Source organism: Aeromonas sp. S2(2024) (assembly GCF_041402505.1).
GTDB classification, from domain to species: Bacteria; Pseudomonadota; Gammaproteobacteria; order Enterobacterales; family Aeromonadaceae; genus Aeromonas; species Aeromonas media.
The window spans coordinates 245,278-266,760 of record NZ_JBGLRL010000001.1 but is presented as its reverse complement, the minus strand read 5'-3'; the positions used below and the strand labels follow the sequence as shown (position 1 = coordinate 266,760).

Below are 21,483 nucleotides of genomic sequence, written 5' to 3'. Positions count from 1 at the left end.
CCTTCGTATTTTTTGCCATAAATCAAGCTGTTCGGCCAACTATTGAGCATGCAGCTGCTTTTTCAAACAAAGACGTTCACACTCCCGGATCTGCGAGGTTGCCAAGCCGTGGGGGCGACGATAGTCTTGCGCCACTCGACCGAGGAGGGTGGTAATGGACAAGAACAAGCAGAAACATCTCTATGGCTGGTTGCGCAAACAATCGGGCCATGGCCGGCGCTGGATCGGTCTTTCCATTGGTCTCGGCATGGGTCAGGGCATACTGATGGTGATGCAGGCCTGGCTGCTGGCCACCCTGCTCCACGGCTTCATCATCGAAGGCAACACGCCCGAGCAGTCCATTCCCCTCTTTATTGCTCTGCTGCTGGTGACCCTGACCAAGGCTGCACTGGCTTATGGCCGGGAGGTGGCGAGCTTCAGGGCGGGCAGTGCGGTGCGCCAGGCCATCCGCGAGCTGGTGCTCACCCGCCTCGCCCGCCTCGGGCCAGCTTATATCCAGCGCCGCCCCGCCGGCAGCTGGGCCAGCCTGTTGCTCGAGCAGATCGAAGAGATGCAGGAGTTCTTCTCCCGCTATCTGCCCCAGATGGCCATAGCCGTCTTCATCCCCCTGGTGATCCTGGTGGCCGTGTTCCCGGTCAACTGGGCCGCTGGCATCATCTTGCTCGGCACAGCGCCCCTCATCCCGCTCTTCATGATCCTGGTGGGCGTCGGCGCTGCCGATGCCAACCGCCGCAACTTCCAGTCCCTGGCGCGGCTCTCCGGCCACTTCCTCGACAGACTCAAGGGCTTGCGTACCCTGCAGCTCTTCATGCGTACCCAGGCGGAGGGTGAAGCCATTCGCGACGCCTCGGAAGATTTTCGGGAGCGCACCATGGAGGTGCTGCGGCTCGCCTTCCTGAGCACGGCCGTGCTGGAGTTCTTCGCCGCCATCGCGGTGGCCCTGGTGGCGGTCTACTTCGGCTTCTCTTACATAGATCACCTCAATTTCGGTAACTATGGCGCCAAGGTAACGCTCTTTACCGGCCTGTTAGTGCTATTTCTCGCTCCCGAGTTTTACGCGCCGCTGCGGGAACTCGGCGCCCACTACCACGCCAAGGCGCAGGCCATAGGCGCCGCCGAGCAGCTGCTGGAGTTTCTCGAGGCCGAAGTCAGCGAGCCAGCTTCAGGGAGTGCCCCCTTCCAGGCCGATGGCCCCATCAGGGTGGAGGCCCGCGCCCTGGAGGTGCTGAGCGCCGAGGGCAAGGTGCTGGTCGGCCCCATCGATTTCACCCTTGAGGCAGGCATGCGCACTGCCCTGGTCGGGATCAGCGGGGCCGGCAAGAGCTCCCTGGTCAACGCCTTGCTTGGCTTTGCCCCCTATCGCGGTTCGCTCCGTGTCGACGGCCAGGAGCTCGCCGAGCTGGACATGAGCCAGTGGCGGCTGCAACTGGGCTGGCTCTCCCAGAACCCCCAGCTGTTCCACGCCTCCCTGAGAGACAACCTGCTGCTGGCCAGGCCCACGGCCAGCGACGCCGAGCTGGAAGCAGCCCTGGTGAGGGCCCAGGCCAGGGAATTTGCCAGGGAGAAGGGGTTCGACTATCCGGTCGGGGATCAGGCCGGTGGCCTCTCCGTCGGCCAGGCCCAGCGCCTCGCCCTGGCCCGCACCCTGCTCAAGTCCACCCAGTTGATGGTACTGGATGAACCCACTGCCAGCCTGGATCGCCACTCCGAACGCGCCATCATGAGCACGCTCGAAGACGCTGCGAAAGGCCAGACCCTGCTGATGATCACCCACCGCCTCGATCAGCTCAGCCAGATGGACAACATACTGGTGCTGGAGCGCGGCCAGCTGGTGGAGCAAGGCCACTTCGCGCAACTCTGCCAGGCACAGGGGCCCTTCGCCCGTCTGCTGTCCCAACGTTCAGGGGATTCTCTCGATGACTGATCTACTGCCGTTCCTGCGTCTCTACCGCCAGCACTGGCTCAGCCTCTCCCTCGGCCTGCTGCTGGCCCTGGTCACCCTGGTGGCCGGGATGGGGCTGCTCTCTCTTTCAGGCTGGTTCCTCTCCGCCGCCGCCGTGGCGGGGCTGGCGGTCGCCAGCCGGGACACCTTCAACTACATGACCCCGGCCGGCGGCGTGCGCTTCTTCTCCATAGTGCGTACCGCCAGCCGCTGGGGTGAGCGAGTAGTGAGCCACGACGCCACCTTCCGGGTGCTCACCCGGTTGCGGGTCTGGTTCTGGCAAAGACTCTCCCCCCTCTCCCCCGGCACCCTGGCCGGTTTTCGTCAGGCGGATCTGCTCAACCGTCTGGTGGCCGACATCGACGCCATGGATCACGTCTACCTGCGCCTCGTCACTCCCATCGGAGCGGCTCTGCTCAGCTGTGCCGGGCTGGTATTCTTCCTCTCCTTCTTCGACAGCCGCCTGGCGCTGACTCTGGGGGCCATACTGCTCTTTGGCATGCTGGCCCTGCCGCTGGTGTTCTATTTCGCCGGCCGGTCGCCCGGTCGTCGACTCATCGCCGAGAAATCCACCATGCGCACCCGCATGGTGGATTACCTGGACGGCCATGCCGAGCTGCAGATGTTCGCCGCCGCCCCCAAGGCGCTGGCCGAGCTGCAACAGGCCGAGCAGGCCCTGATCCAGGCCCAGGCCCGCATGGCCAGGGTGAGCGGCCTCGCCAGCTTCTCGGTCCAGCTGCTCAGCGGCTGGACCCTGACCCTGATGCTGTGGCTCGCTGGTCACGGCGTCGGCGGTGGCACCCCGGATCCCATCACGGCGCTCATGGTGTTCGCCACCCTGGCAAGCTTCGAGGCGCTGCTGCCTCTGGCGGGCGCCTTCCAGCACCTCTCCACCAGCCTCACCTCGGCCCGTCGTCTCAACGAGATACTGCAGGAGGCCAAGGCGCCAGAGTGGGGAGAGGAGCAAGCGCCTGCGACTCAAGGCGCCTTGCAGATACGGGACCTCCATTTTGCCTATCCCGGCCAGGACGGCCCGGTGCTGCGAGGCTGTAACCTGCAACTGAACCCCGGCGAGAAGCTGGCGCTGCTGGGGCAGACAGGGTGTGGCAAGTCCACCCTGATGGGGCTGCTGACCCGGGAGTGGACGGCGCAGAGCGGCGAGATTCTGTTGGATGGCAAGCCGTTGACGCACTACAGCGAAGGGGCCCTGCGCGCCTCCTGCTCGGTGGTGAGCCAGCGGGTGCATCTGTTTGCCGATACCTTGCGCGGCAACCTCAAGCTGGCCGCCCCCGACGCCAGCGACGAGCGGCTGACCGAGGTTCTCACCCAGGTGGGTCTCGCCACCCTGCTGGCAGACGAAGATGAAGAGGCCGAGAGCGGACTGGACGCCTGGCTCGGGGATGGCGGTCGCCCCCTCTCCGGCGGCGAGCGCCGCCGCATCGGCATAGCCCGCGCCCTGCTGCACGATGCCCCGCTCTGGCTGCTGGATGAGCCGACCGAAGGCCTCGACAGCCAGACCGAGCGGGAGATCATGGCCCTGCTACTCAAGCTGGGGGCGAAGCGCTCCCTGCTGCTCATCTCCCACCGCCTGCTGGGGCTGGAGCAGATGGACAGGGTAGCCCTGATGGAAGAGGGCAAGATCCGCCTCTGCGCCCCGCACCAGGAGTTGCTGGAAGATGACTACTACCGCAGCCTGCACCAGCGGCTGGCTCCCGCCTGATGACAGCCAATGAACAAGGGGCAGGGATCTGCCCCTTGTCTTGTTGATAGTGCCAAGATCCCCGTCACAGCTCGCCTCCCGGGCGAAAAATGGGGCTGGTCGCAGGCAGCGACTGACCCCTATAATGGCCCCCTCACTGTTCAACAAGACCTCGACATGAAACGCCTGATCCTGATGATGCCCCTGATTGCCTCCGGTTGTGCCGACTTCGCCTTCAACAGCAATCTGGACAAGGAAAACTTCGACGAGTATTTCAAGCCGGGCGGCGTCCGGATCTATGAGCAGAACCAGCTCGCCGACCTCAATTACCTCTACCTCGGCACCGTCGAGGGTGAGTCCTGCCAGGCCGATGCCAATCAGGCGGTGCCCAATGCCGGCGAAGCCCGCACCCTGGCCCGCCGCCGCGTGGCCGACATGGGCGGCAACGGCGTCAGCTTTGACAAGTGCGCCGAGTTCAGCGATGTGCCGGGCTGCCTGAAGCAGGTGATCTGCTACGGTCAGGCGCTGAAAGTGGCCGAAGAGAAGTAAGGTCTCGGCATGGCACTCGCCATCGTCCGCCTCGGCAGCCCCCGTCTCCCCGATGAGGGACTGCGCATCGGCACAGTGCGCCGCCCGCCTCGCGGCGTGCCCAAGAGCGATTTTGCCAGCCAGGATTGGTACGACGTCTGGTTCCCCAACCTGGCCCCCTGCGCCGAGACCATGAAGCTCGGTCAGGCCGCCGAGACCCCGGCCCAGTGGGCCGCTTTCTGCAAGCAGTACAAGGCCGAGATGGCAAGCCCAGCTGCCCGCCACGATCTGGCGCTGCTGGCAGCCCTCTCCCACACCACTAACCTGTCAGTGGGCTGCTACTGCGAGCAGGAGTCGCGCTGTCATCGCGCCATCCTGCGCGAGCTGCTGATCGCCGCCGGCGCCGCCATGCGCACCGAGTAGCGGCGCTCACACCAGACAGAAAAGGGCATCTCTCGATGCCCTTTTGCTTTGCTGCGGCACTTGCCGGCCACGCTACCGGACAAGCTGACGCAGCCGCGTCTCCTGCTCGGCTGTGATGCCGGCGGCCACCGCAGCGTCCGGCGCGCCGGCCAGCCACTCGGCCACATCCGCCACCGTCTCCTCCAGCGGCCGAAAGTTGAGGCCCTGCACGATGGCCGCCTCGGCGCTGATGCGGCCATAGCCGGCATACTCGGGCTGCTCATTGGGCAACAGGGTCGGATAGCTCTGCCAGGGCTCCACCCCGGCGGCCAGCAGAGCGGGCCAGGGCGCCCATTCGGGCACGATGGGAGTGGCGGGGGCCAGCCTGGCAGCCAGGCGATCTACCCAGTCGTTCAGCGCGATACCGGGCTTGACGAGGTTGAAGCAGCCCTCCAGCCGCTGCTCGGCGGCCCGCAGCACGAACTCGGCGCAGTCGCGCACGTCCAGGTATTGCAGCCTGTCCTGCCCCTCCCCCGGCAGCAGCCAGGGTCCTCCTTGCTGCACTCGTTGCACCCACCAGGCCAGGCGGCCGGTCGGGTCGAAGGGGCCGCACAGCACGCCGGGGCGCAGTATGCAGAGCCGCTCCCCCCAGCGGGCCCGATACTCTGCCTCGCACAAGACCTTGAGCGGACCGTAGCCGCTGGCTGACTCGCCGGGAGCCACCTCGTGCAGCGGCGCCGACTCGTCCATCTCGGGCCGGGCGAAGTCCCGATAGACACTGATGGTGGAGATGAAGATGAGGCGCTCACAACGCCCGAGCAGGGCCGTCGATAGGCTGACCGCCTGCGCTGGGTCATAGCAGCAGGTGTCTATGGTCAGATCCCAGTGCAGTCCCTCCCCCAGCAAGGGATCCAGGCTCTGATCCCTGTCCCCCTGCAGTTGGGTCAGCTCGCGCCAGTCAGGGTGCTGGCGGTGACCCCGATTGTACAGCGTCACCTCATGACCCCAATCCAGGGCCAGCGAGGTGAGGTGGCGGCCCAAAAAACCGGTGCCGCCGATAATCAGCAGTTTCATCCCTGTCTCTCCTGTGCGCCGCGGTGCCATGACCCCGGCCAATCCCTGTTCTTCCCCCACCCTACGCAAGTTGACGCCAGGGCACAGCCTCGGATGCCGCGCTCTGCGACCGGGATCACAGGGGCCACGACTGTGGCGACGCCTGCGTTTTCGGTCCGCCTGTGCTACATTGCCGGGGTTTTCAGCCAGGATCCGCCATGAAGTTCGATATAGACACACTCGGGATCATCCGCTCTCCCTACAAGGAGAAGTTCGCCATCCCCCGCCAGCCCGGCCTGGTCAAATCGGCCCGCGCCCGCCTGGAGCTGCTGCCTCCCTACGATCAGCCGGACGTGCTGCGCGGCATAGAGCAGTTTTCCCACCTCTGGCTCAGCTTCGTGTTTCACCAGACCATGGCCCAGGGCTGGCACCCGACGGTCCGTCCGCCGCGCCTTGGCGGCAACGAGCGGGTCGGGGTCTTTGCCACCCGCTCCACCTTCCGCCCCAACCCGCTCGGCCTCTCCGTGGTCGAACTGCACGGGGTGGGCCGTGAGCGTGGCAAGCTGTGGCTCGACCTCGGCGCCGTGGATCTGCTGGACGGCACCCCTGTGGTCGACATCAAGCCCTACATTCCCTATGCCGACAGCCTGCCCCACGCCCGGGGCGGCTTCGCCCCCGAGGCTCCAACCCCGCCATTGATGGTGAGCTTCACCCCCGAGGCGGAGCTGCAGCTCATGCCCTGGCTCAAGGCCCACCCCGAGCTGCGCCAGCTGGTGAGCGAGGTGCTGGCCCAGGATCCTCGTCCCGCCTACAAGAAGGGCAAGCCGGACGACAAGGAGTACGGTGTCAGGCTGTTCGACCTCAATGTGCGTTTTCGCATCAGCGAGCCCGACTGCCTGGTATCGGCTATAGAGCCAGCCTGATCTTCACCTGCCCCGGCCAATAAAAAAACCACCCGCTCGGGTGGTTTTTTGCTGCCGCCGCCGGATGGCGGTACTCAGAGGCGTTGCAACAACAGGCTGCCGATGGAATAACCGGCGCCGAAGGAGCAGAGCACACCACGGGCCCCGCTAGGCAGGTCCTGGTTGAACAGGTGGAAGGCGATGATGGAGCCCGCCGAGCTGGTGTTGCCATAGCTGTCGAGGATCACCGGCGCCTCCTGCTGGCTGGCGTCGTGGCCCAGCAGCTTGCGGCCAATGAACTGGTTCATGGTGAGATTGGCCTGATGGAGCCAGAGGCGGTTCAGCTCCCCCGCCTGCCAGCCCTGCTCCCCCAGCTGTTCCTCTATCTGTGTGCACACCAGGGGCAGCACTTCCTTGAACACCTTGCGCCCCTGCTGGCGGAACAGCTTGTCATCCCCATAGCGGGTGCGCGGGCTGAAGCGGTTCAGGAAGCCGAAGTTGTTGCGGATGTTGTTGGAGTACTGGGTCACCAGCTTGCTGGCCACCAGTTGCCAGGGGTTGGCCACCTTGCAATCTTCTTCCCGCTCCAGCAGCACGGCGGTGCAGGCGTCGCCAAAGATGAAGTGGCTGTCCCTGTCGCGGAAATTGAGGTGCCCCGAGCAGATCTCGGGATTCACCACCAGGGCCAGTCTGGCGGTGCCGGCCGCCAGCAGATCCGCCGCCGTCTTGATGCCGAAGGTGGCGGAGGAGCAGGCCACGTTCATGTCAAAGGCCATTCCGCTCGCCCCCAGATAGTGCTGCAGCTCGATGGCCAGCGCCGGATAGGGGCGCGGCATGTTGGAGGCCGCGACTATGACCAGATCTATCTCCCCCGGCTCGCGACCGGCGGCGATCAGCGCCTGCTCGGCGGCGGCCACTGCCATCTCCACCATGATGGAGGGCTGGTCATCGGGGCGCTCCGCCAGCAGGGGCTGCATGATGTCCGGATCCAGCACCCCTTCCCTGCTCACCAGATAGCGGCTCTTGATACCGGACGCCTTCTCGATGAACTCGCAGCTCGAATGCTGCTTGGCGGGCAGTTGGCCCGCATCGATGGCGGAGGCGTTCTCCTCGTTGTAGAGATCCACATACTGGTTGAAGGCCGCCACCAGCTCTTCATTGCTGACGGCAAAGGGCGGGGTATAAAGGCCTGAGCCACTGATTACGATAGAGGTCATCTTTGCTCCTGGCCGGGTGCAATCCCGGCTTGTCTGTTTTTTAGGGTTCAGAGATTCATAGCTGGTCGATAGCCGTAGCCAGACCCGCCAGGGTCAGCGGGTGCATGCGCCCGCCGATCAATTCGTTCATCAACTTGATGGAGGGGTGCCAGAGCCACTCCTGCCTGGGGACAGGGTTGATCCACACCAGCCGGGGGAAGTGGTGCTGCAGTCGCTCCAGCCACACCTGGCCGGACTCCTCGTTCCACTGCTCCACACTGCCACCGGGCCAGGTGATCTCGTAGGGACCCATCTTGGCGTCACCCACCAGGATCACCCGATAGTCGCTGCCGTAGGTGCGCAGCAGCCGCAAGGTATCAAAACGCTCCTCGGCCCGGCGGGCGTTGTCCTGCCAGACGAAGTCGTAGAGGCAATTGTGAAAATAGAAGTACTCCAGATGCTTGAACTCGTGGCGCAGCGCCGAGAAGAGCCGCTGCACCTCGGCCACGTGGGCATCCATGGACCCCCCAACATCGAAGAAGACCAGCAGCTTGACCCCGTTGTGGCGCTCGGGTCTGAGCTTCACATCGAGCCAGCCCTGGCGGGCCGTGCTGCTGATGGTGTCGTCGAGATCCAGCTCCGAGGGATTGCCCTTGCGCACCCAACGCCTGAGCTTGCGCAGCGACAGCTGGATGGCGCGCTGGCCGAGCGGCGAGTCGTCACTGAAGTTGCGATAGTGGCGCGCCTCCCACACCTTGGTTGCCTTGCCATGCTGGCCTTCTCCCCCCATGCGGATCCCCTCGGGGTGGAAGCCGCCATGGCCGAACGGACTGCTGCCACCGGTACCTACCCACTTGTTGCCGCCGGCGTGGCGCGACTTTTGTTCGCGCAGGCGCTGGTTGAGGGTGTCGAGCAACTTGTCGAGCCCGCCGAGGGATCTGAGCAAGGCTTTCTCCTCAGGGCTCAACAGCCGCTCGAACTCCTGGCGCAACCAGTCGTCCGGCAGCGTCTCGGGCAGCAAGGGGATGGCCTCCAGCCCCTGGTAGTACTCAGCGAAGGCGCGATCGAAGCGATCATAGTGAGCCTCGTCTTTCACCAGCAGGCTGCGGGACAAGCGATAGAAGTCGTCCATGTCCACGCTGGCGAGTCCGGCCGCCAGGGCCCCATGGAGATCCAGCAACTCGCGCAGGCTGCAGGGCAGCTTGTGACGGCGCAGGTGGAGGAAGAAGTCGATGAGCATTCAGCCGCCGCGCCGGGCCAGGAAGGCGAGCTTCTCGAAGAGGTGCAAGTCCTGCTCCGTCTTGAGCAGGGCGCCATAGAGAGCGGGCACCAGCTTGCCAGGCTCCCGGCTGCGCAGCGCCTCGGGGGCGATGTCATCGGCCAGCAGCAGGCGGATCCAGTCCAGCAGCTCTGAGGTGGAGGGCTTCTTGCGCAGCCCCTCCACATTACGCAGCTCGAAGAAGAGATCCATCGCCTCGCCGAGCAGGCTCTCCTTGAGGTTGGGATGGTGCAGCTGGACGATGGCCTGCATCTCGGCTTTGTCGGGGAAGCGGATGTAATGGAAAAAACAGCGGCGCAGGAAGGCGTCCGGCAGCTCTTTCTCATTGTTGGAGGTGATGATGACCACCGGACGCTGGCGCGCCTTGATGCGCTCGCCGGTTTCGTAGACATCGAACTCCATCCGATCCAGCTCCAGCAACAGATCGTTGGGAAACTCGATGTCCGCCTTGTCGATTTCGTCGATCAGCAGTACCGGCCTCTGCGAGGCAACGAAGGCCTGCCACAGCTTGCCACGGCGGATGTAATGGTTGATGTCCCCTACCCGCGGATCCCCGAGCTGGGAGTCCCGCAGCCGGGCCACCGCATCGTATTCATAGAGCCCCTGCTGGGCCTTGGTGGTGGACTTGATGTGCCAGCTGATGAGGTCGGCACCGAGCGACTCGGCAACCGCCTCGGCCAGCACCGTCTTGCCGGTGCCCGGCTCACCTTTGATCAGCAGCGGCTTCTCCAGCACGATGGCGGCATTGACGGCCATACTCAGTGACTTTGATGCGAGATAGCGATCGCTTCCTGCAAATCCCATGAGATCCATTCCTTTGGTCGCAGGAGAACCCAGGGGCCCTTCGGCGAGAGAGAATAAGTTCTATATGTTGTAATAACATATTGTTATAACGATTCGTCACTTCTCATTCAGAAACCACAGGGTAATCTTGTTTCATCGCCTTAACAAACACAGGGATAGCACCATGAGCAAAATTTTTGAGGACAACAGCCAGACCATAGGCAACACCCCGCTGGTTCGTCTCAACCGTGTTACCAAGGGCCGCGTGCTGGCCAAGATCGAGAGCCGCAACCCGAGCTTCAGTGTCAAGTGCCGGATCGGCGCCAATCTCATCTGGGATGCCGAGAAACGCGGCGTGCTGACCAAAGGTAAGGAGATCATCGAGCCTACCAGCGGTAACACGGGCATTGCCCTGGCGTTCGTGGCTGCGGCCCGTGGTTATCCCATCACCCTGACCATGCCGGCCACCATGAGCCTGGAGCGCCGCAAGCTACTCAAGGCGCTGGGTGCCAACCTGGTGCTGACCGAAGGCCCGTTGGGCATGAAGGGCGCCATCGCCAAGGCTAACGAGATCCTCGAATCCGAGCCGGGCAAGTATGTGCTGCTGCAGCAGTTCGAAAACCCCGCCAACCCCGAGATCCACGAGCAGACCACTGGCCCCGAGATCTGGGATGCCACCGACGGTGACGTGGATGTGTTTGTGGCAGGCGTCGGCACCGGCGGCACCATCACTGGTGTCTCCCGCTACATCAAGCAGACCAAGGGCAAGGCCATCGTCTCCGTGGCGGTCGAACCCAGCGAATCTCCCGTCATCAGCCAGAAACTGGCGGGCGAAGAGATAAAGCCCGGTCCCCACAAGATCCAGGGCATAGGCGCGGGCTTCATTCCAGGCAACCTGGACCTGACCCTGCTGGACCGCGTCGAGCAGGTTAGCAGCGAGGAGTCCATCGAGATGGCTCGCCGCCTGATGGAAGAGGAAGGCATTCTGGCGGGGATCAGCTCCGGCGCCGCCGTGGTCGCTGCCGCCCGTCTGGCCGAGCAGCCGGAGTTCGAAGGGAAAACGATTGTCGTCATCCTGCCGAGTGCTGCCGAGCGTTATCTCTCCAGTGCCCTCTTCGCCGGCGTGTTCAGCGAACAGGAACTGCAACAGTAATTGATCGCATTACACCAAAACAACGGCGCCTCTGGGGGCGCCGTTTTCATTATGCGCTAAACTCAGTAGCCATCAGTGTCAGTCGACCCCTTATTTTTTGGGGTAAAATAACAAACTTGGGTGTGACAAAAAAAGCAGACATTCTGTGATAAATCTCATATCCTGTGCGGCGTCACGAGGTGTTTACCGGCTAAGTATCACAAGGTAACAAAGTGTTATTTTTCGTTATAAATTAATTTCAGGCCAGACCTGACGCGGCTTGTAGCCCGATGACGAAAAAGACTTAGCCAGGGCGCCGAATACTGCACAGAAAATTGACCTGGATTAAACCATTGCAGGTCTGATTTCGTTACTTTACAACATATCCATACTGACACGGTGAGACAGGAAGCCTCATTAGCGACCATCTCTCCACACAATATCAATAATATGGGGTGAAACCATGTACGAGAAGTCTGTTGTTATTACTGCTGAAAACGGCCTGCACACCCGTCCCGCAGCTCAGTTCGTGAAAGAAGCCAAAGAATTCCAAAGCGAGATCACTGTGGTCTCCGGTGGCAAATCCGCCAGCGCCAAGAGCCTGTTCAAGCTGCAGACCCTGGGCCTGACCAAAGGCACCAACGTGACCATCCAGGCCGACGGCCCGGACGCTCAGAAAGCCGTTGAGAAGCTGGTTGCCCTGATGGACGAGCTGGAGTAATCCAGCTTTATTCCTCCCCCACAGTCGTTTTAATAGGAAGGATTATGATATCTGGCATTCTTGCGTCCCCCGGTATCGCATTCGGTAAGGCGCTTCTTCTGAAAGAAGATGAAATCGTTATCAATCAGGGCAAGATTTCTGCCGACCAGATTGACGCCGAGATCAACCGCTTCCTCGAAGCCCGCACCAAGTCAGCCGCACAGCTGGAAGCCATCAAAGAGATGGCCGGTCGTACCTTCGGTGAAGAAAAAGAGGCCATCTTCGAAGGCCACATCATGCTGCTCGAAGATGAGGAGCTGGAAGGGGATATCAGATCCTTCATCAAAGACAACAAGGCGTCCGCCGACAAAGCCATCTATGAGGTGATCGAACAGTACGCCAAGATGATGGCCGAGCTGGACGACCCCTATCTGCGTGAGCGCGCCACCGACTTCCGTGACATCGGAACCCGTCTGGTGAAGAACGTGCTGGGCATCGCCGTTGTCAACCTGAGCACCATAGACGAAGAGGTCATCCTGGTCGCCAAAGACCTGACCCCGTCCGAAACCGCTCAGATCAACCTGAAATATGTGCTGGGCTTCGTCACCGACATCGGTGGCCGCACCTCTCACACTTCCATCATGGCCCGCTCCCTGGAGCTGCCGGCCATCGTGGGCACCAACGACATCACCGCGCGCGTCAACAATGGCGAGATGCTGATACTGGATGGCATCAACAACCAGATCATCATCAACCCGACCGCCGAACAGCTGGCTGAAGCCAAGAAATTCCAGGCCCAGTTCCAGGCCGAGAAGGACGAACTGGCCAAGCTGAAAGACCTGCCCGCCATCACCCTGGATGGTCATCAGGTCGAAGTCTGCGCCAACATAGGTACCGTCAAGGATACCGAGGGTGCCATCCGCAATGGCGCCGAAGGCGTGGGTCTGTACCGCACCGAGTTCCTGTTCATGGACCGCGATGCGCTGCCGACCGAAGACGAGCAGTTCAAGGCCTACAAAGAAGTGGCAGAGGCCATGCCGGATCAGCCGATCATCGTCCGTACCATGGACATCGGCGGCGACAAAGAACTGCCCTACATGAATTTCCCGAAAGAAATGAACCCCTTCCTGGGCTGGCGTGCCGTGCGTATTTTCTTCGATCGTGAAGACATCATGCACGCCCAGCTGAAGGCCATCCTGCGCGCCTCTGCCTTCGGCAAGCTGCGCATCATGTTCCCGATGATCATCTCCGTCGAAGAGTTCCGCAGCCTTAAGGCCACCGTAGAGCAGCTGAAGGCTGAACTGCGTGCCGACGGCAAAGCCTTTGATGAATCCATCGAAGTGGGTATCATGATCGAGACCCCGGCTGCTGCCGTGATGGCTCATCATCTTGCCAAGGAAGTGGATTTCTTCAGTATCGGTACCAACGACCTGACCCAGTACACCCTGGCCGTCGATCGTGGTAACGAGATGATTTCCGCCATGTACAACCCGCTGTCACCCTCCGTCCTGACCCTGATCAAGATGGTAATCGACGCTTCCCATGACAATGGCAAGTGGACCGGTATGTGCGGTGAACTGGCTGGTGACGAACGCGCCACCCTGCTGCTGCTGGGTATGGGTCTGGATGAGTTCTCCATGAGCGCCATCTCTGTACCGCGTATCAAGAAGCTTATCCGCAACACCAACTTCGAAGATGTGAAGGCAATGGCAGACCAGGCACTGAGCTATGCGACCGCCGCCGAAATCGAAGCCTGTGTAGATAACTTTATTAAGCAGAAGGCAGTCTGCTAAGATCGGCTGCAAACAGCGACAATCATCTCTAGGAGCTTTTACTATGGGTCTGTTTGATAAACTGAAGAAACTGGTTTCCGATGACAGTTCTGACACCGGCGGCATCGAAATTTTTGCACCGCTGTCTGGCGAAATCGTGCCCATCGAAGATGTGCCTGACGTTGTCTTCGCCGAGAAGATCGTCGGTGACGGCATCGCCATCAAGCCGGCTGGCAACAAGATGGTTGCCCCGTGCGACGGCACCATCGGCAAGATCTTCGAGACCAACCACGCGTTCTCTCTGGAATCCGACTCTGGTATCGAGCTGTTCGTTCACTTCGGTATCGACACCGTCGAGCTGAAAGGCGAAGGCTTCACCCGTATCGCCCAGGAAGGTCAGAAGGTCAAGCGCGGTGATACCATCATCGAGTTCGATCTGGCCGTACTGGAAGCGAAGGCGAAGTCTACCCTGACTCCGGTCGTCATCTCCAACATGGACGAGATCAAAGAGCTGATCAAGATGACTGGCGCCGTGACCGTGGGTGAGACCCCGGTTATCCGCATCAAGAAATAATGCGCTGCTGGCTGGTGCCAGCTGCTGCAACAAAAAACCGAAGCCATGTGCTTCGGTTTTTTTATGGGCAACACCTTAGGTCCGCCTGCTCTCAACCATCAGAGGCTAACTAGTTCCCTGACCGGGCAAGGGCACTCCGATGCAAAAGCGCGGTCGAGATCAAGGCATTGCCCGACAAGCCTTGTAGCATGGGTGTGGAAACCACGGGATCCCGGCGACATGCGTGACGGGATGGATCAGGGCGATGGAATGCGCCCTCCGGAAGGAGATAAATATGCTGAAGAATACGGAACAACGTTATGGCAGCCTGAGCATCGGCCTGCACTGGCTGACCCTGCTGCTGATAGTGGCCGTCTATGGGCTGATGGAGTTCAGGGATATGTTTCCCAAGGGCTCGGCCGGACGCGATCTGATGAAGGAGTTTCACTTCATGGCGGGCTTGCTCATTCTGGCGCTGGTGGTGGTGCGGCTGCTGGTGCGCTTTGGCAGCCCCTCACCGCGCATCCTGCCCGCCCCCTCACCCCTGATGCTCAAGCTCGGCCACCTCGCCCATCTGGCCCTCTATGGCTTCCTGATACTCACCCCGCTGCTGGGCTGGCTGCTGCTGAGTGCGGGTGGCAAGCCCATCCCCTTCTTCGGATTTGAGTTGCCCGCGCTGATAGGACCGGATGATGGCCTGAAAGGGATCATCAAGGATCTGCACGAAACGCTGGCCAACCTGGGTTATGCCCTGATTGCCCTGCACGCTGCAGCAGCCATCTACCACCACCACGTGCTCAAGGACAATACCCTCACCAATATGCTGCCCGAGCGCAAATAACCGGCGACGGGTTGCACACCAGCAAAAAGGCCCCTTTGACAGGGGCCTTTTGTCATGGACGCACATCATCCTCAGGGCAACACCACCCGGCTCTCTCCCCCACCGAGGGCCTCGACCCTTATTTGCACGCCGATCCGCTCCACCAGGGTCTGAACGTGGGAGATGACCCCGATCTGGCGGCCCGCCGCCTGCAGGGAGTCCAGGCTGGAGAGCGCCAGATCCAGGCTGTCCGGATCCAGGGTGCCGAACCCCTCGTCGATGAAGAGCGACTCGACCTGGGTCTGGCGCGACGACAGGCTGGAGAGCGCCAGCGCCAACGCCAGCGACACCAGGAAGCTCTCGCCGCCGGAGAGAGAGTCCACGGAGCGCACCTCGTCCCCCATGTCCAGATCCACCACCTGCAGCGCCAGATCCGTGCCGGGCACCCGCTCCAGTCGATAGCGCGGCGACAGCTCGCCAAGCTGGGCGTTGGCCTCCAACAATAGACGTTCGAGCGTGAGGCTCTGGGCGAAGGTGCGCAGCTTGGCGCCGCTGGCGGAGCCGATAAGCTCGGACAGTTGCAGCCAGTGATCCGCCACCGCCTGCTGGGCCGCCAAGTCCTCCTGCAGGCTCCCCGCCTTCAGCGCCGCCGCCTCGGCCTGGGCCAGCGTGCTCTTGCACTGGAACAGCTGCTCTTCCAGCTCGCGGCAGCGAGCCTCGCAGGCGCCCAGACACTCGGCAAGGGCCTCGGCCGTGAGGGCGGTCAGCTCCCCATGATGCTCCCGATAGCGCGCCAGCTTGGCCTCCTCCTGGGCCAGCGCCCGCTGACGCTCGGCCAACCGGGTGCGGGCCTCGGCCAGGGCATCATCCAGGCGCTGCAAGGCGCTGCGGCGAGCCCTGAGCTCATCCGGCGTGATGGCCAGCAGCCGACGCAGATCATATTCGGCGATGCCGAGAGTGCCAGCATGGGCCGCCCAGCGCCCCAGCGCCTCGCGGCGACGACGGCTGCTCACCTGCCTGTCCTGCTCGAGATGGGCTAGCCTCGCCTTGAGCTCGGTCTGCTTCTCCCGGGCGACCCGCAGTGCCGTCACCGCCTCCTCGAGCTGACTGGCCGCCAGTTGCAATCGCTGCTGCCACTCCTGCTCGATCAGGGTAATGGCGCGGCCCCCGAGGCAGGCCTCCCGGCTGGCGAGCAACCCCTGACGCTGCTGCTCCGCCTCCTTGTAGTCGCGCTCCAGCTTGTGCAGCAGCTCGTTCTGGCTTTGCAGCCGCGCCTCCTGGGCACTCAAGACCGGGGTCAGAGTGGCCAGCTCGCCGCCAAGCTGCTCCCACTCATTCTGTCCGTGCAGATACTCCTCGCAGGTCTGCTGCCACGCCAGCCATTGCTGGCTACCAAGCCACTGGCGCCAGGGCTCGGCCCCCATTTGTTGATCGAGACGGGCCTCACCCTGTGCCAGGCGCTGACGCAAGGATGCCTCCTGTTCGGCCAGTGCCTTCAGCTCGGCCTCCCACTCAACCTTCTGCCGCTCCGCCTCCTGCCATTGCTGCTCAAACTGCTGATGGCGGGCGGTCAGCTGGCTCAGCTGCTGGCGCACGGCCTGCAACTGCTGCTGGCCGAACTGGGCCTCACGCAGTTGCTGCTGGCTCTGGGCCAGCCCATGCTCCAGAGTCTGGCCACGGCTAAGCAGGGTACTCATCAGCTCGCTCCACTTGGTCAGGGAATCGGCTTGATTCTGATTCAGTGGCAACGGGTGGCCCAGCAACTTGGCACCGCCGAGCTGCTGCCAACGCAAGGTCAGTTGTTCGGCGCGGGCATCCAGCTCCGGCAGATGCTGGCGGCGCGCCGCCAGCTGGCGTGCCAGCTCCTGGCGTTCGCTCTCGCACTGGATGTATTGATGATTGAGTCGCTCCCACTCGAGCTCGAGGCTGCGGGATCGATCCGCCAGCTGACCCAGAATGCCCGCCACCTGCGGCTGGCTCTGACTGTAGGGGTGCTCCTCGGCGCCGCAGAGGGGACAAGGTTCACCATCGTTCAGGATGTGGCGATATTGCTCGAAACTGGCGATGGCGCGAGACTGCTCCAGCGCGTGGCGCGCCTCGTCTCGCTGCAGGGCGAGCCGCTCGCGGGCCGGCGCCAGCTCGCCGCCGAGCGTGGTCAGCCGGCTCAGGGCCTGCTCCAGCTGGGCGATCTCCTGCTGCAAACGGCCATGCTGCTCGCCGTGATTGCGACCATAATCAGCCAGCTCCAACAACTGATGCAGCTGGCCCAGCTGTTCGGTCTGCTGCTGCCACTGTTCCTGCGCCTTGGCAAGGCGGATCTCCCACTGCTGCTCCTGCAACTCGTGCTGCTGTTGCTGCAATCGCGCCTGCTCCTGCTGCCAGTCGTCGCGCTCCTGCTGTCCCTGCGCCAGCCGGCTGGCGAGATCCCGCAGGGCATGGCCCTTGTGCTCGCGGCTTTGCAACACGCGCTGTAGCAGCTCCCTGTCCGCCGCCCAGTCCTGGATGGCTGCCAGCAAAGGCTGCCACTGGCGCGCCAGTGGGGCCAGGGCCTTGCGCTCCTCGAGCCACAGAGCCCACTGCTGACGGCGCACCGTCAGGGCCTCGACCCGGCTCGCCTGCTGCTGCCACTCCTGCTGCAGTTCCAGTTGCAGGGCGCGTGCCTGGGTCCCCTGCTGCCGGGTCTCCTGCAACTGCTGGCTCTTCTCCTTGAGCCGGGTATCGAGCTCCTGCGCCCGCTTGAGCTCGGGTTGCAGGGCACCCCACTCCCGCTCTGCGGCAATCTTGTCGGCCAGCAGCTGCTGCTCGCGCAGCGCGGCCTGCTGCAACACGGGTTCAACCTGCTCCAGCTGGGACGCAAGCTGGCCTATCTGCTGCTCCTGCTGCTGCACCTCCAGGGTGAGGCGGGCAAGTTCGTCGTGATCGGCGCGGGCCACCTGGGCCTGCTCGGCGCGGGCAAACTCTTCCCGCCCGGGCGCCGCCTCGCCATGGGCTGCCTCGGCGGCGGCCAGCGCCTCCTGCCCCTCCCTGCAAGCCTGCAACTGGGCGGCAATTCGTCCGTTGAGATCCCGCAAGTCCTGCAACAGCTGACGCTGCTGCTGCTCGTGCTTGAGGCTGGTGGAGAGACTCAGCTGCTGGGCGACCCAGTGCTCACGCGTTTCGTCGTCCATCAGGGCCACATCGCCGAGCCGCTGCTGTATGGTCGCCAGCGCCTGCTGCTCGGCCCGTGCCCGCTCATGGGTCTGGATGGAGATGGCGGAGTAGAGCTCGGTGCCCGTCATCCGCTCGAGCAGGGCGGAGCGCTCATCGGCGCTCGACTTGAGGAAGGCGGCGAACTCCCCTTGCGGCAGGATGACGGCGCGGCGGAACTGCTCCCAGGAGAGGCCCACCAGCTCGTCGATGCGATCCTGCAGCTCCCGCTTGCTGCCAGAGAAGACCTGCCCCGACTCGACGTCGGTCAGGCTGCGCTCCTGAGCCTGGAAGCGCCCCTCCGAGCGATTGCGGGCACGACGCACCGCCCAACGCGCCAGCCAGATGCGGCCGTCGCAGCCGCGGAACTTCACCTCGGCACAGCCGCTGGCGTGGCCGCGGCTCAAGATGCCGCGCACGTCGTTGGCCTTGAGCTTCTCCTCGTCATCCGCCCTGCCCACTTCGGCCACGTGCTTGCGATTGGCGATGAAGCGCGGCATCTCGTCATAGAGGGCGAGGCAGATGGCGTCGAGCAATGTGCTCTTGCCCGCGCCTGTATTGCCGGTGATGGCAAAGAGCCCGGCAGCCCCCAAAGCGCCACCGGCGAAGTCGATGGTGAAAGCCCCGGTCAGGCTGGCCAGGTTTTCCCCTGCAAGAGACAAGATTTTCATGGGTTGGATTCCTTCACCTGCTCCAGGATCTCTTCAAACGACGCCACCAACTCGGCCGCCGGCTCCCCGTCGAACTGCCGCTGATAGCAGAGGCGAAACACCTCTGTGGGAGCGAGTTCATCCAGCCTGCGCCGTTCGCGGCCATCGGCCAGCCCCTCTCCCGAGCCCTGATACTGGGTGCTGATGCGGGCGAGGCGCACCGGCTTGCCCGCCATGGCCGCCAGAATGCGCTCGCGGATGCGCGCCTCGGGTTTGGGTAGCAGCAGCCGCACTTCGAGGAAGGGCTGCGCCTCCTGAGGGCAGTCAGGCAGGGAGAGCGCCTCTATGGCTTTCAGCGCCTCCTCGAGTGTGCCCTGGGGCAGGCGGATCATCTCCACCGCTCGGGGCACGGGGATCCGCTCCAGCCCCGCCAGCTTGCCCCCCTCAAACCTGACCTCCAGCACCTGGTGGTTGTAGTTGGCCTCGGCGAGGGAGAGCGGCAGCGGCGAGCCGCTGTAGTGCACCCCCTCGGCCGGGCTCTGGGCCAGATGGAGGTGGCCAAGGGCCGTGTAGTCGGCGGCGGCGAAGATGTCGGCAGGCAGGGCATGCTGATTGCCCCCCAGCACCCGCCGCTCGGAGAGCTCCGAGAGCTGGCCCGCTGCCAGGTAGGCGTGGCCCATGGCGATAAGGGCCTGGCCGGGCTCGCAGCGCGTGCGGCCTTGCGCCAGCACATCCTGGTAGATCTGGCGAACCCCCTCGATCAGCCGATCCTGCCCCTCTTCGAGCGGCTCCACCCGCAGATCGCTGCTGCGAAGAAAAGGCACGGCGGCGCACCAGGCGGCGACCTTGCCCTCCTTGTCTTGCAGCGGCACCAGCAGGCGATCGGTTTCGAGCTTGCCCTCCCCGTCCCGGCTGATGCTGCCCACCAGGTGCAGGTCGAAGGCCCGCAACAGCTCGTGGGGGGCATCCAGCTTGGAGGGGGAGTCGTGGTTGCCGCCGATCAGCACCATGTTGAGGCGGGGCATCTCGGCGCGCAGCCTGGCCAGGAAGCGATAGAGCTGCTGCCAGGCGCTGGCTGGCGGATTGGCGGTATCGAACAGATCCCCTGCTACCAGCAGGGCGTCGATCTGCCGCGTCTTGATGGTGTCGGTCAGCCAGTCGAGAAAGGCATCGTGTTCGAAGCGGCGCTCATGGCCATGGAGTTGATGGCCAAGGTGCCAGTCGGCTGTGTGCAGGATCTTCATGAAAAACGGCTCGAAAGATAAGAGGGGAGGCGCCAGTGGTACCCGATGAGGACAAGATGAGGATACGCCCCTCTTTTTTCAAGCAAAACAGGCCGCTGACGTCAGATTCAGACGGGCTGGCAATGCATCTCATACTGGGGATGGCCGGTCAAGGGATCCGAGACTTCATTCCCGACCCTGAATCCGTGGCGGCGATAGAAGCGCACCGCCGGCTCGTTTTCCACGAAGACCCGGGTATGGAGCGCCCCCCCCTGCTGCTTGGCTTCCTGCAGCAGGGCATGGCCGACCCCGCGCCCCTGACGGTCGGGTCGCACGAACAGAGCAGCCAGATAGTCATCCACCAGCGCCATGAAACCGAGCAGCTCGCCGCGCTCCTCGAACACCCAGATGCGGGCGTGATCGAGGTAGCGGGTACGCAGTTCCTCCTGAGCCTGCCACCAGCAGGAAGCGTCAACGAAATCATGGGCCTGCAAGGATGCCAGCAGCCAGATCTCGACGATCTCTTCCATGTCTTCCGGCCGGCTCGCTCTCAACATATTCGCATCCTTGTTAACAATCTGAACACTCGCAGTCTAGGGGAGTTCGATGACGAGACGGGCGGTCAAGATGAGGCCATGTGAAGTCGATCGCCCTTTATTTAGCGAGAATGATTGGCTGATCACAAAGCGCCTCTCTAGTACAATGCCCGCCGGACAATCTATGAGACCGAGGACGCCATGTGGTTTAAAAACCTGCAGATTTATCGCTTTACCCGCCCCTTTGACCTGACCGTGGATGAGCTGGAAACCCAGCTCGAGGCCTGTGCCTTCACCCCGTGCGGCAGTCAGGATATCTCCCGGTTCGGGTGGGTCAAGCCCCTCGGTAAATTCGGCTCCACCCTGACCCATTCAGCCTCTGGCCACATCCTGCTCTGCGCCCGCAAGGAAGAGAAGATGCTGCCGGGCACAGTAGTCAAGGAGATGCTGGCGGAGAAGGTGGAAGCGATCGAATTCGAGCAGGGCCGCGCCCTCAAGAAGAAGGAGAAGGAGACGCTGAAGGAGGAGATCATGCATACCCTGCTGCCCCGCGCCTTCAGCCGTACCAGCCAGACCTTCGCCTGGATAAGTCCCGCCGACAACCTGATGGTGGTGGACGCAGGCTCCGCCAAGAAGGCGGACGATCTGCTGGCGCTGCTGCGCAAGAGCATCGGCACCCTGCCCGTGGTGCCGGTGGCCCTCAAGAACCCGCCCGAGATCACCATGACCGAGTGGCTGAACGAGGGTAATCTGCCCGCCAGCTTCACCCTGGAAGACGAGGCCGAGCTGCGCAGTGCCATGGAGCACGGCGGCATCATCCGCTGCAAGCAGCAGGATCTGATGAGCGACGAGATCAAGAATCACCTGGCCAACGACAAGCTGGTGACCAAGCTGGCCCTGAACTGGGGCGAGACCCTGAGCTTCGTGCTGGGGGACGATCTCTCCATCAAGCGCCTCAAGTTCAGTGAGGAGCTGCGCGAGCAGAACGACGACGTGACCAGCGAGGATCCCGCCGCCCGCCTGGATGCGGACTTCGCCCTGGTGACCGCCGAGCTGGCCCAGTTCATCCCGGCGCTGTTTGCCGCCCTGGGTGGTGAAGAGCAGTCCCTCTGAGTTGTCCCTTGCCC

18 protein-coding genes are annotated in these 21,483 nt (G+C 63.2%); 11 read left to right on the top strand and 7 right to left on the bottom strand.

Annotation, left to right across the window (positions count from 1 at the left end; all coding sequences use genetic code 11):
- Positions 1–154: 154 nt before the first annotated feature.
- The 4 genes from cydD (at position 155) to ACB039_RS01200 (ending at position 4,592) form a co-directional block, all read left to right on the top strand.
- Positions 155–1,924 carry a cysteine/glutathione ABC transporter permease/ATP-binding protein CydD gene (cydD, locus tag ACB039_RS01215; RefSeq protein WP_371164964.1) on the top strand — a complete coding sequence of 590 codons (1,770 nt, stop codon included), beginning with the start codon at positions 155–157 and terminating at the stop codon, positions 1,922–1,924.
- Positions 1,917–3,662, top strand: coding sequence for a cysteine/glutathione ABC transporter ATP-binding protein/permease CydC (gene cydC, locus ACB039_RS01210; protein ID WP_371164963.1), 1,746 nt, complete (start codon positions 1,917–1,919; stop codon positions 3,660–3,662). The genes cydD and cydC overlap by 8 nt, the downstream gene beginning before the upstream one ends.
- 156 nt (positions 3,663–3,818) lie before the next feature.
- Positions 3,819–4,190, top strand: coding sequence for an Rcs stress response system protein RcsF (gene rcsF, locus ACB039_RS01205; RefSeq protein ID WP_005325859.1), 372 nt, complete (start codon positions 3,819–3,821; stop codon positions 4,188–4,190).
- 9 nt (positions 4,191–4,199) lie between these two features.
- Positions 4,200–4,592 carry a DUF488 domain-containing protein gene (locus tag ACB039_RS01200; protein WP_268418987.1) on the top strand — a complete coding sequence of 131 codons (393 nt, stop codon included), beginning with the start codon at positions 4,200–4,202 and terminating at the stop codon, positions 4,590–4,592.
- A gap of 72 nt (positions 4,593–4,664) precedes the next feature.
- Here the strand turns inward: ACB039_RS01200 and ACB039_RS01195 are convergent, their stop codons facing one another.
- A complete protein-coding gene (locus ACB039_RS01195; protein ID WP_371164962.1) occupies positions 4,665–5,645 on the bottom strand; it encodes an NAD-dependent epimerase/dehydratase family protein in 981 nt (326 codons plus the stop codon).
- Positions 5,646–5,842: 197 nt separating this feature from the next.
- Between ACB039_RS01195 and tsaA the strand changes: the two genes are divergently transcribed.
- Positions 5,843–6,547 (top strand): tRNA (N6-threonylcarbamoyladenosine(37)-N6)-methyltransferase TrmO, encoded by a 705-nt coding sequence (tsaA, locus tag ACB039_RS01190; RefSeq protein ID WP_043130129.1) that lies wholly within the window; start codon positions 5,843–5,845, stop codon positions 6,545–6,547.
- A gap of 74 nt (positions 6,548–6,621) precedes the next feature.
- Here the strand turns inward: tsaA and ACB039_RS01185 are convergent, their stop codons facing one another.
- The 3 genes from ACB039_RS01185 to ACB039_RS01175 are packed head-to-tail and all read right to left on the bottom strand — an operon-like array spanning position 6,622 to position 9,805.
- Positions 6,622–7,743, bottom strand: coding sequence for a beta-ketoacyl-ACP synthase III (locus ACB039_RS01185; RefSeq protein WP_371164961.1), 1,122 nt, complete (start codon positions 7,741–7,743; stop codon positions 6,622–6,624).
- A 55-nt stretch (positions 7,744–7,798) separates the two neighbouring features.
- On the bottom strand, positions 7,799–8,962 hold the full coding sequence (locus ACB039_RS01180) for a VWA domain-containing protein (RefSeq protein WP_371164960.1): 1,164 nt from the start codon (positions 8,960–8,962) through the stop codon (positions 7,799–7,801).
- Entirely contained in the window at positions 8,963–9,805 is an 843-nt protein-coding gene (locus tag ACB039_RS01175; protein ID WP_371164959.1) for an AAA family ATPase, read from the bottom strand.
- 163 nt (positions 9,806–9,968) lie between these two features.
- Between ACB039_RS01175 and cysK the strand changes: the two genes are divergently transcribed.
- From cysK to ACB039_RS01150, 5 genes are all read left to right on the top strand, one after another.
- A complete protein-coding gene (gene cysK / locus ACB039_RS01170) occupies positions 9,969–10,937 on the top strand; it encodes a cysteine synthase A (protein WP_371164958.1) in 969 nt (322 codons plus the stop codon).
- Between the two features lie 442 nt (positions 10,938–11,379).
- Positions 11,380–11,637, top strand: a complete 258-nt coding sequence (locus ACB039_RS01165) for an HPr family phosphocarrier protein (protein ID WP_005303128.1) — start codon at positions 11,380–11,382, stop codon at positions 11,635–11,637.
- A 44-nt stretch (positions 11,638–11,681) separates the two neighbouring features.
- Positions 11,682–13,409, top strand: coding sequence for a phosphoenolpyruvate-protein phosphotransferase PtsI (gene ptsI, locus ACB039_RS01160; RefSeq protein WP_005325873.1), 1,728 nt, complete (start codon positions 11,682–11,684; stop codon positions 13,407–13,409).
- A gap of 43 nt (positions 13,410–13,452) precedes the next feature.
- Positions 13,453–13,962: a PTS glucose transporter subunit IIA gene (crr, locus tag ACB039_RS01155; RefSeq protein ID WP_005325875.1), complete on the top strand. Its 510-nt coding sequence runs from the start codon at positions 13,453–13,455 to the stop codon at positions 13,960–13,962.
- A 274-nt stretch (positions 13,963–14,236) separates the two neighbouring features.
- Positions 14,237–14,782: a cytochrome b gene (locus ACB039_RS01150; protein WP_371164957.1), complete on the top strand. Its 546-nt coding sequence runs from the start codon at positions 14,237–14,239 to the stop codon at positions 14,780–14,782.
- Between the two features lie 71 nt (positions 14,783–14,853).
- Here ACB039_RS01150 and ACB039_RS01145 read toward each other — a convergent pair whose 3' ends face one another.
- The 3 genes from ACB039_RS01145 to ACB039_RS01135 form a co-directional block, all read right to left on the bottom strand.
- Positions 14,854–18,618, bottom strand: coding sequence for an AAA family ATPase (locus ACB039_RS01145; RefSeq protein WP_371164956.1), 3,765 nt, complete (start codon positions 18,616–18,618; stop codon positions 14,854–14,856).
- A complete protein-coding gene (locus ACB039_RS01140; RefSeq protein WP_371164955.1) occupies positions 18,615–19,841 on the bottom strand; it encodes an exonuclease SbcCD subunit D C-terminal domain-containing protein in 1,227 nt (408 codons plus the stop codon). The genes ACB039_RS01145 and ACB039_RS01140 overlap by 4 nt, the downstream gene beginning before the upstream one ends.
- Before the next feature lie 107 nt (positions 19,842–19,948).
- Positions 19,949–20,377 (bottom strand): GNAT family N-acetyltransferase, encoded by a 429-nt coding sequence (locus ACB039_RS01135; RefSeq protein ID WP_226169829.1) that lies wholly within the window; start codon positions 20,375–20,377, stop codon positions 19,949–19,951.
- Positions 20,378–20,557: 180 nt separating this feature from the next.
- Between ACB039_RS01135 and rdgC the strand changes: the two genes are divergently transcribed.
- Complete coding sequence (gene rdgC, locus ACB039_RS01130; protein ID WP_317841221.1) at positions 20,558–21,469, top strand: recombination-associated protein RdgC; 912 nt, start codon at positions 20,558–20,560, stop codon at positions 21,467–21,469.
- Positions 21,470–21,483: the final 14 nt, after the last annotated feature.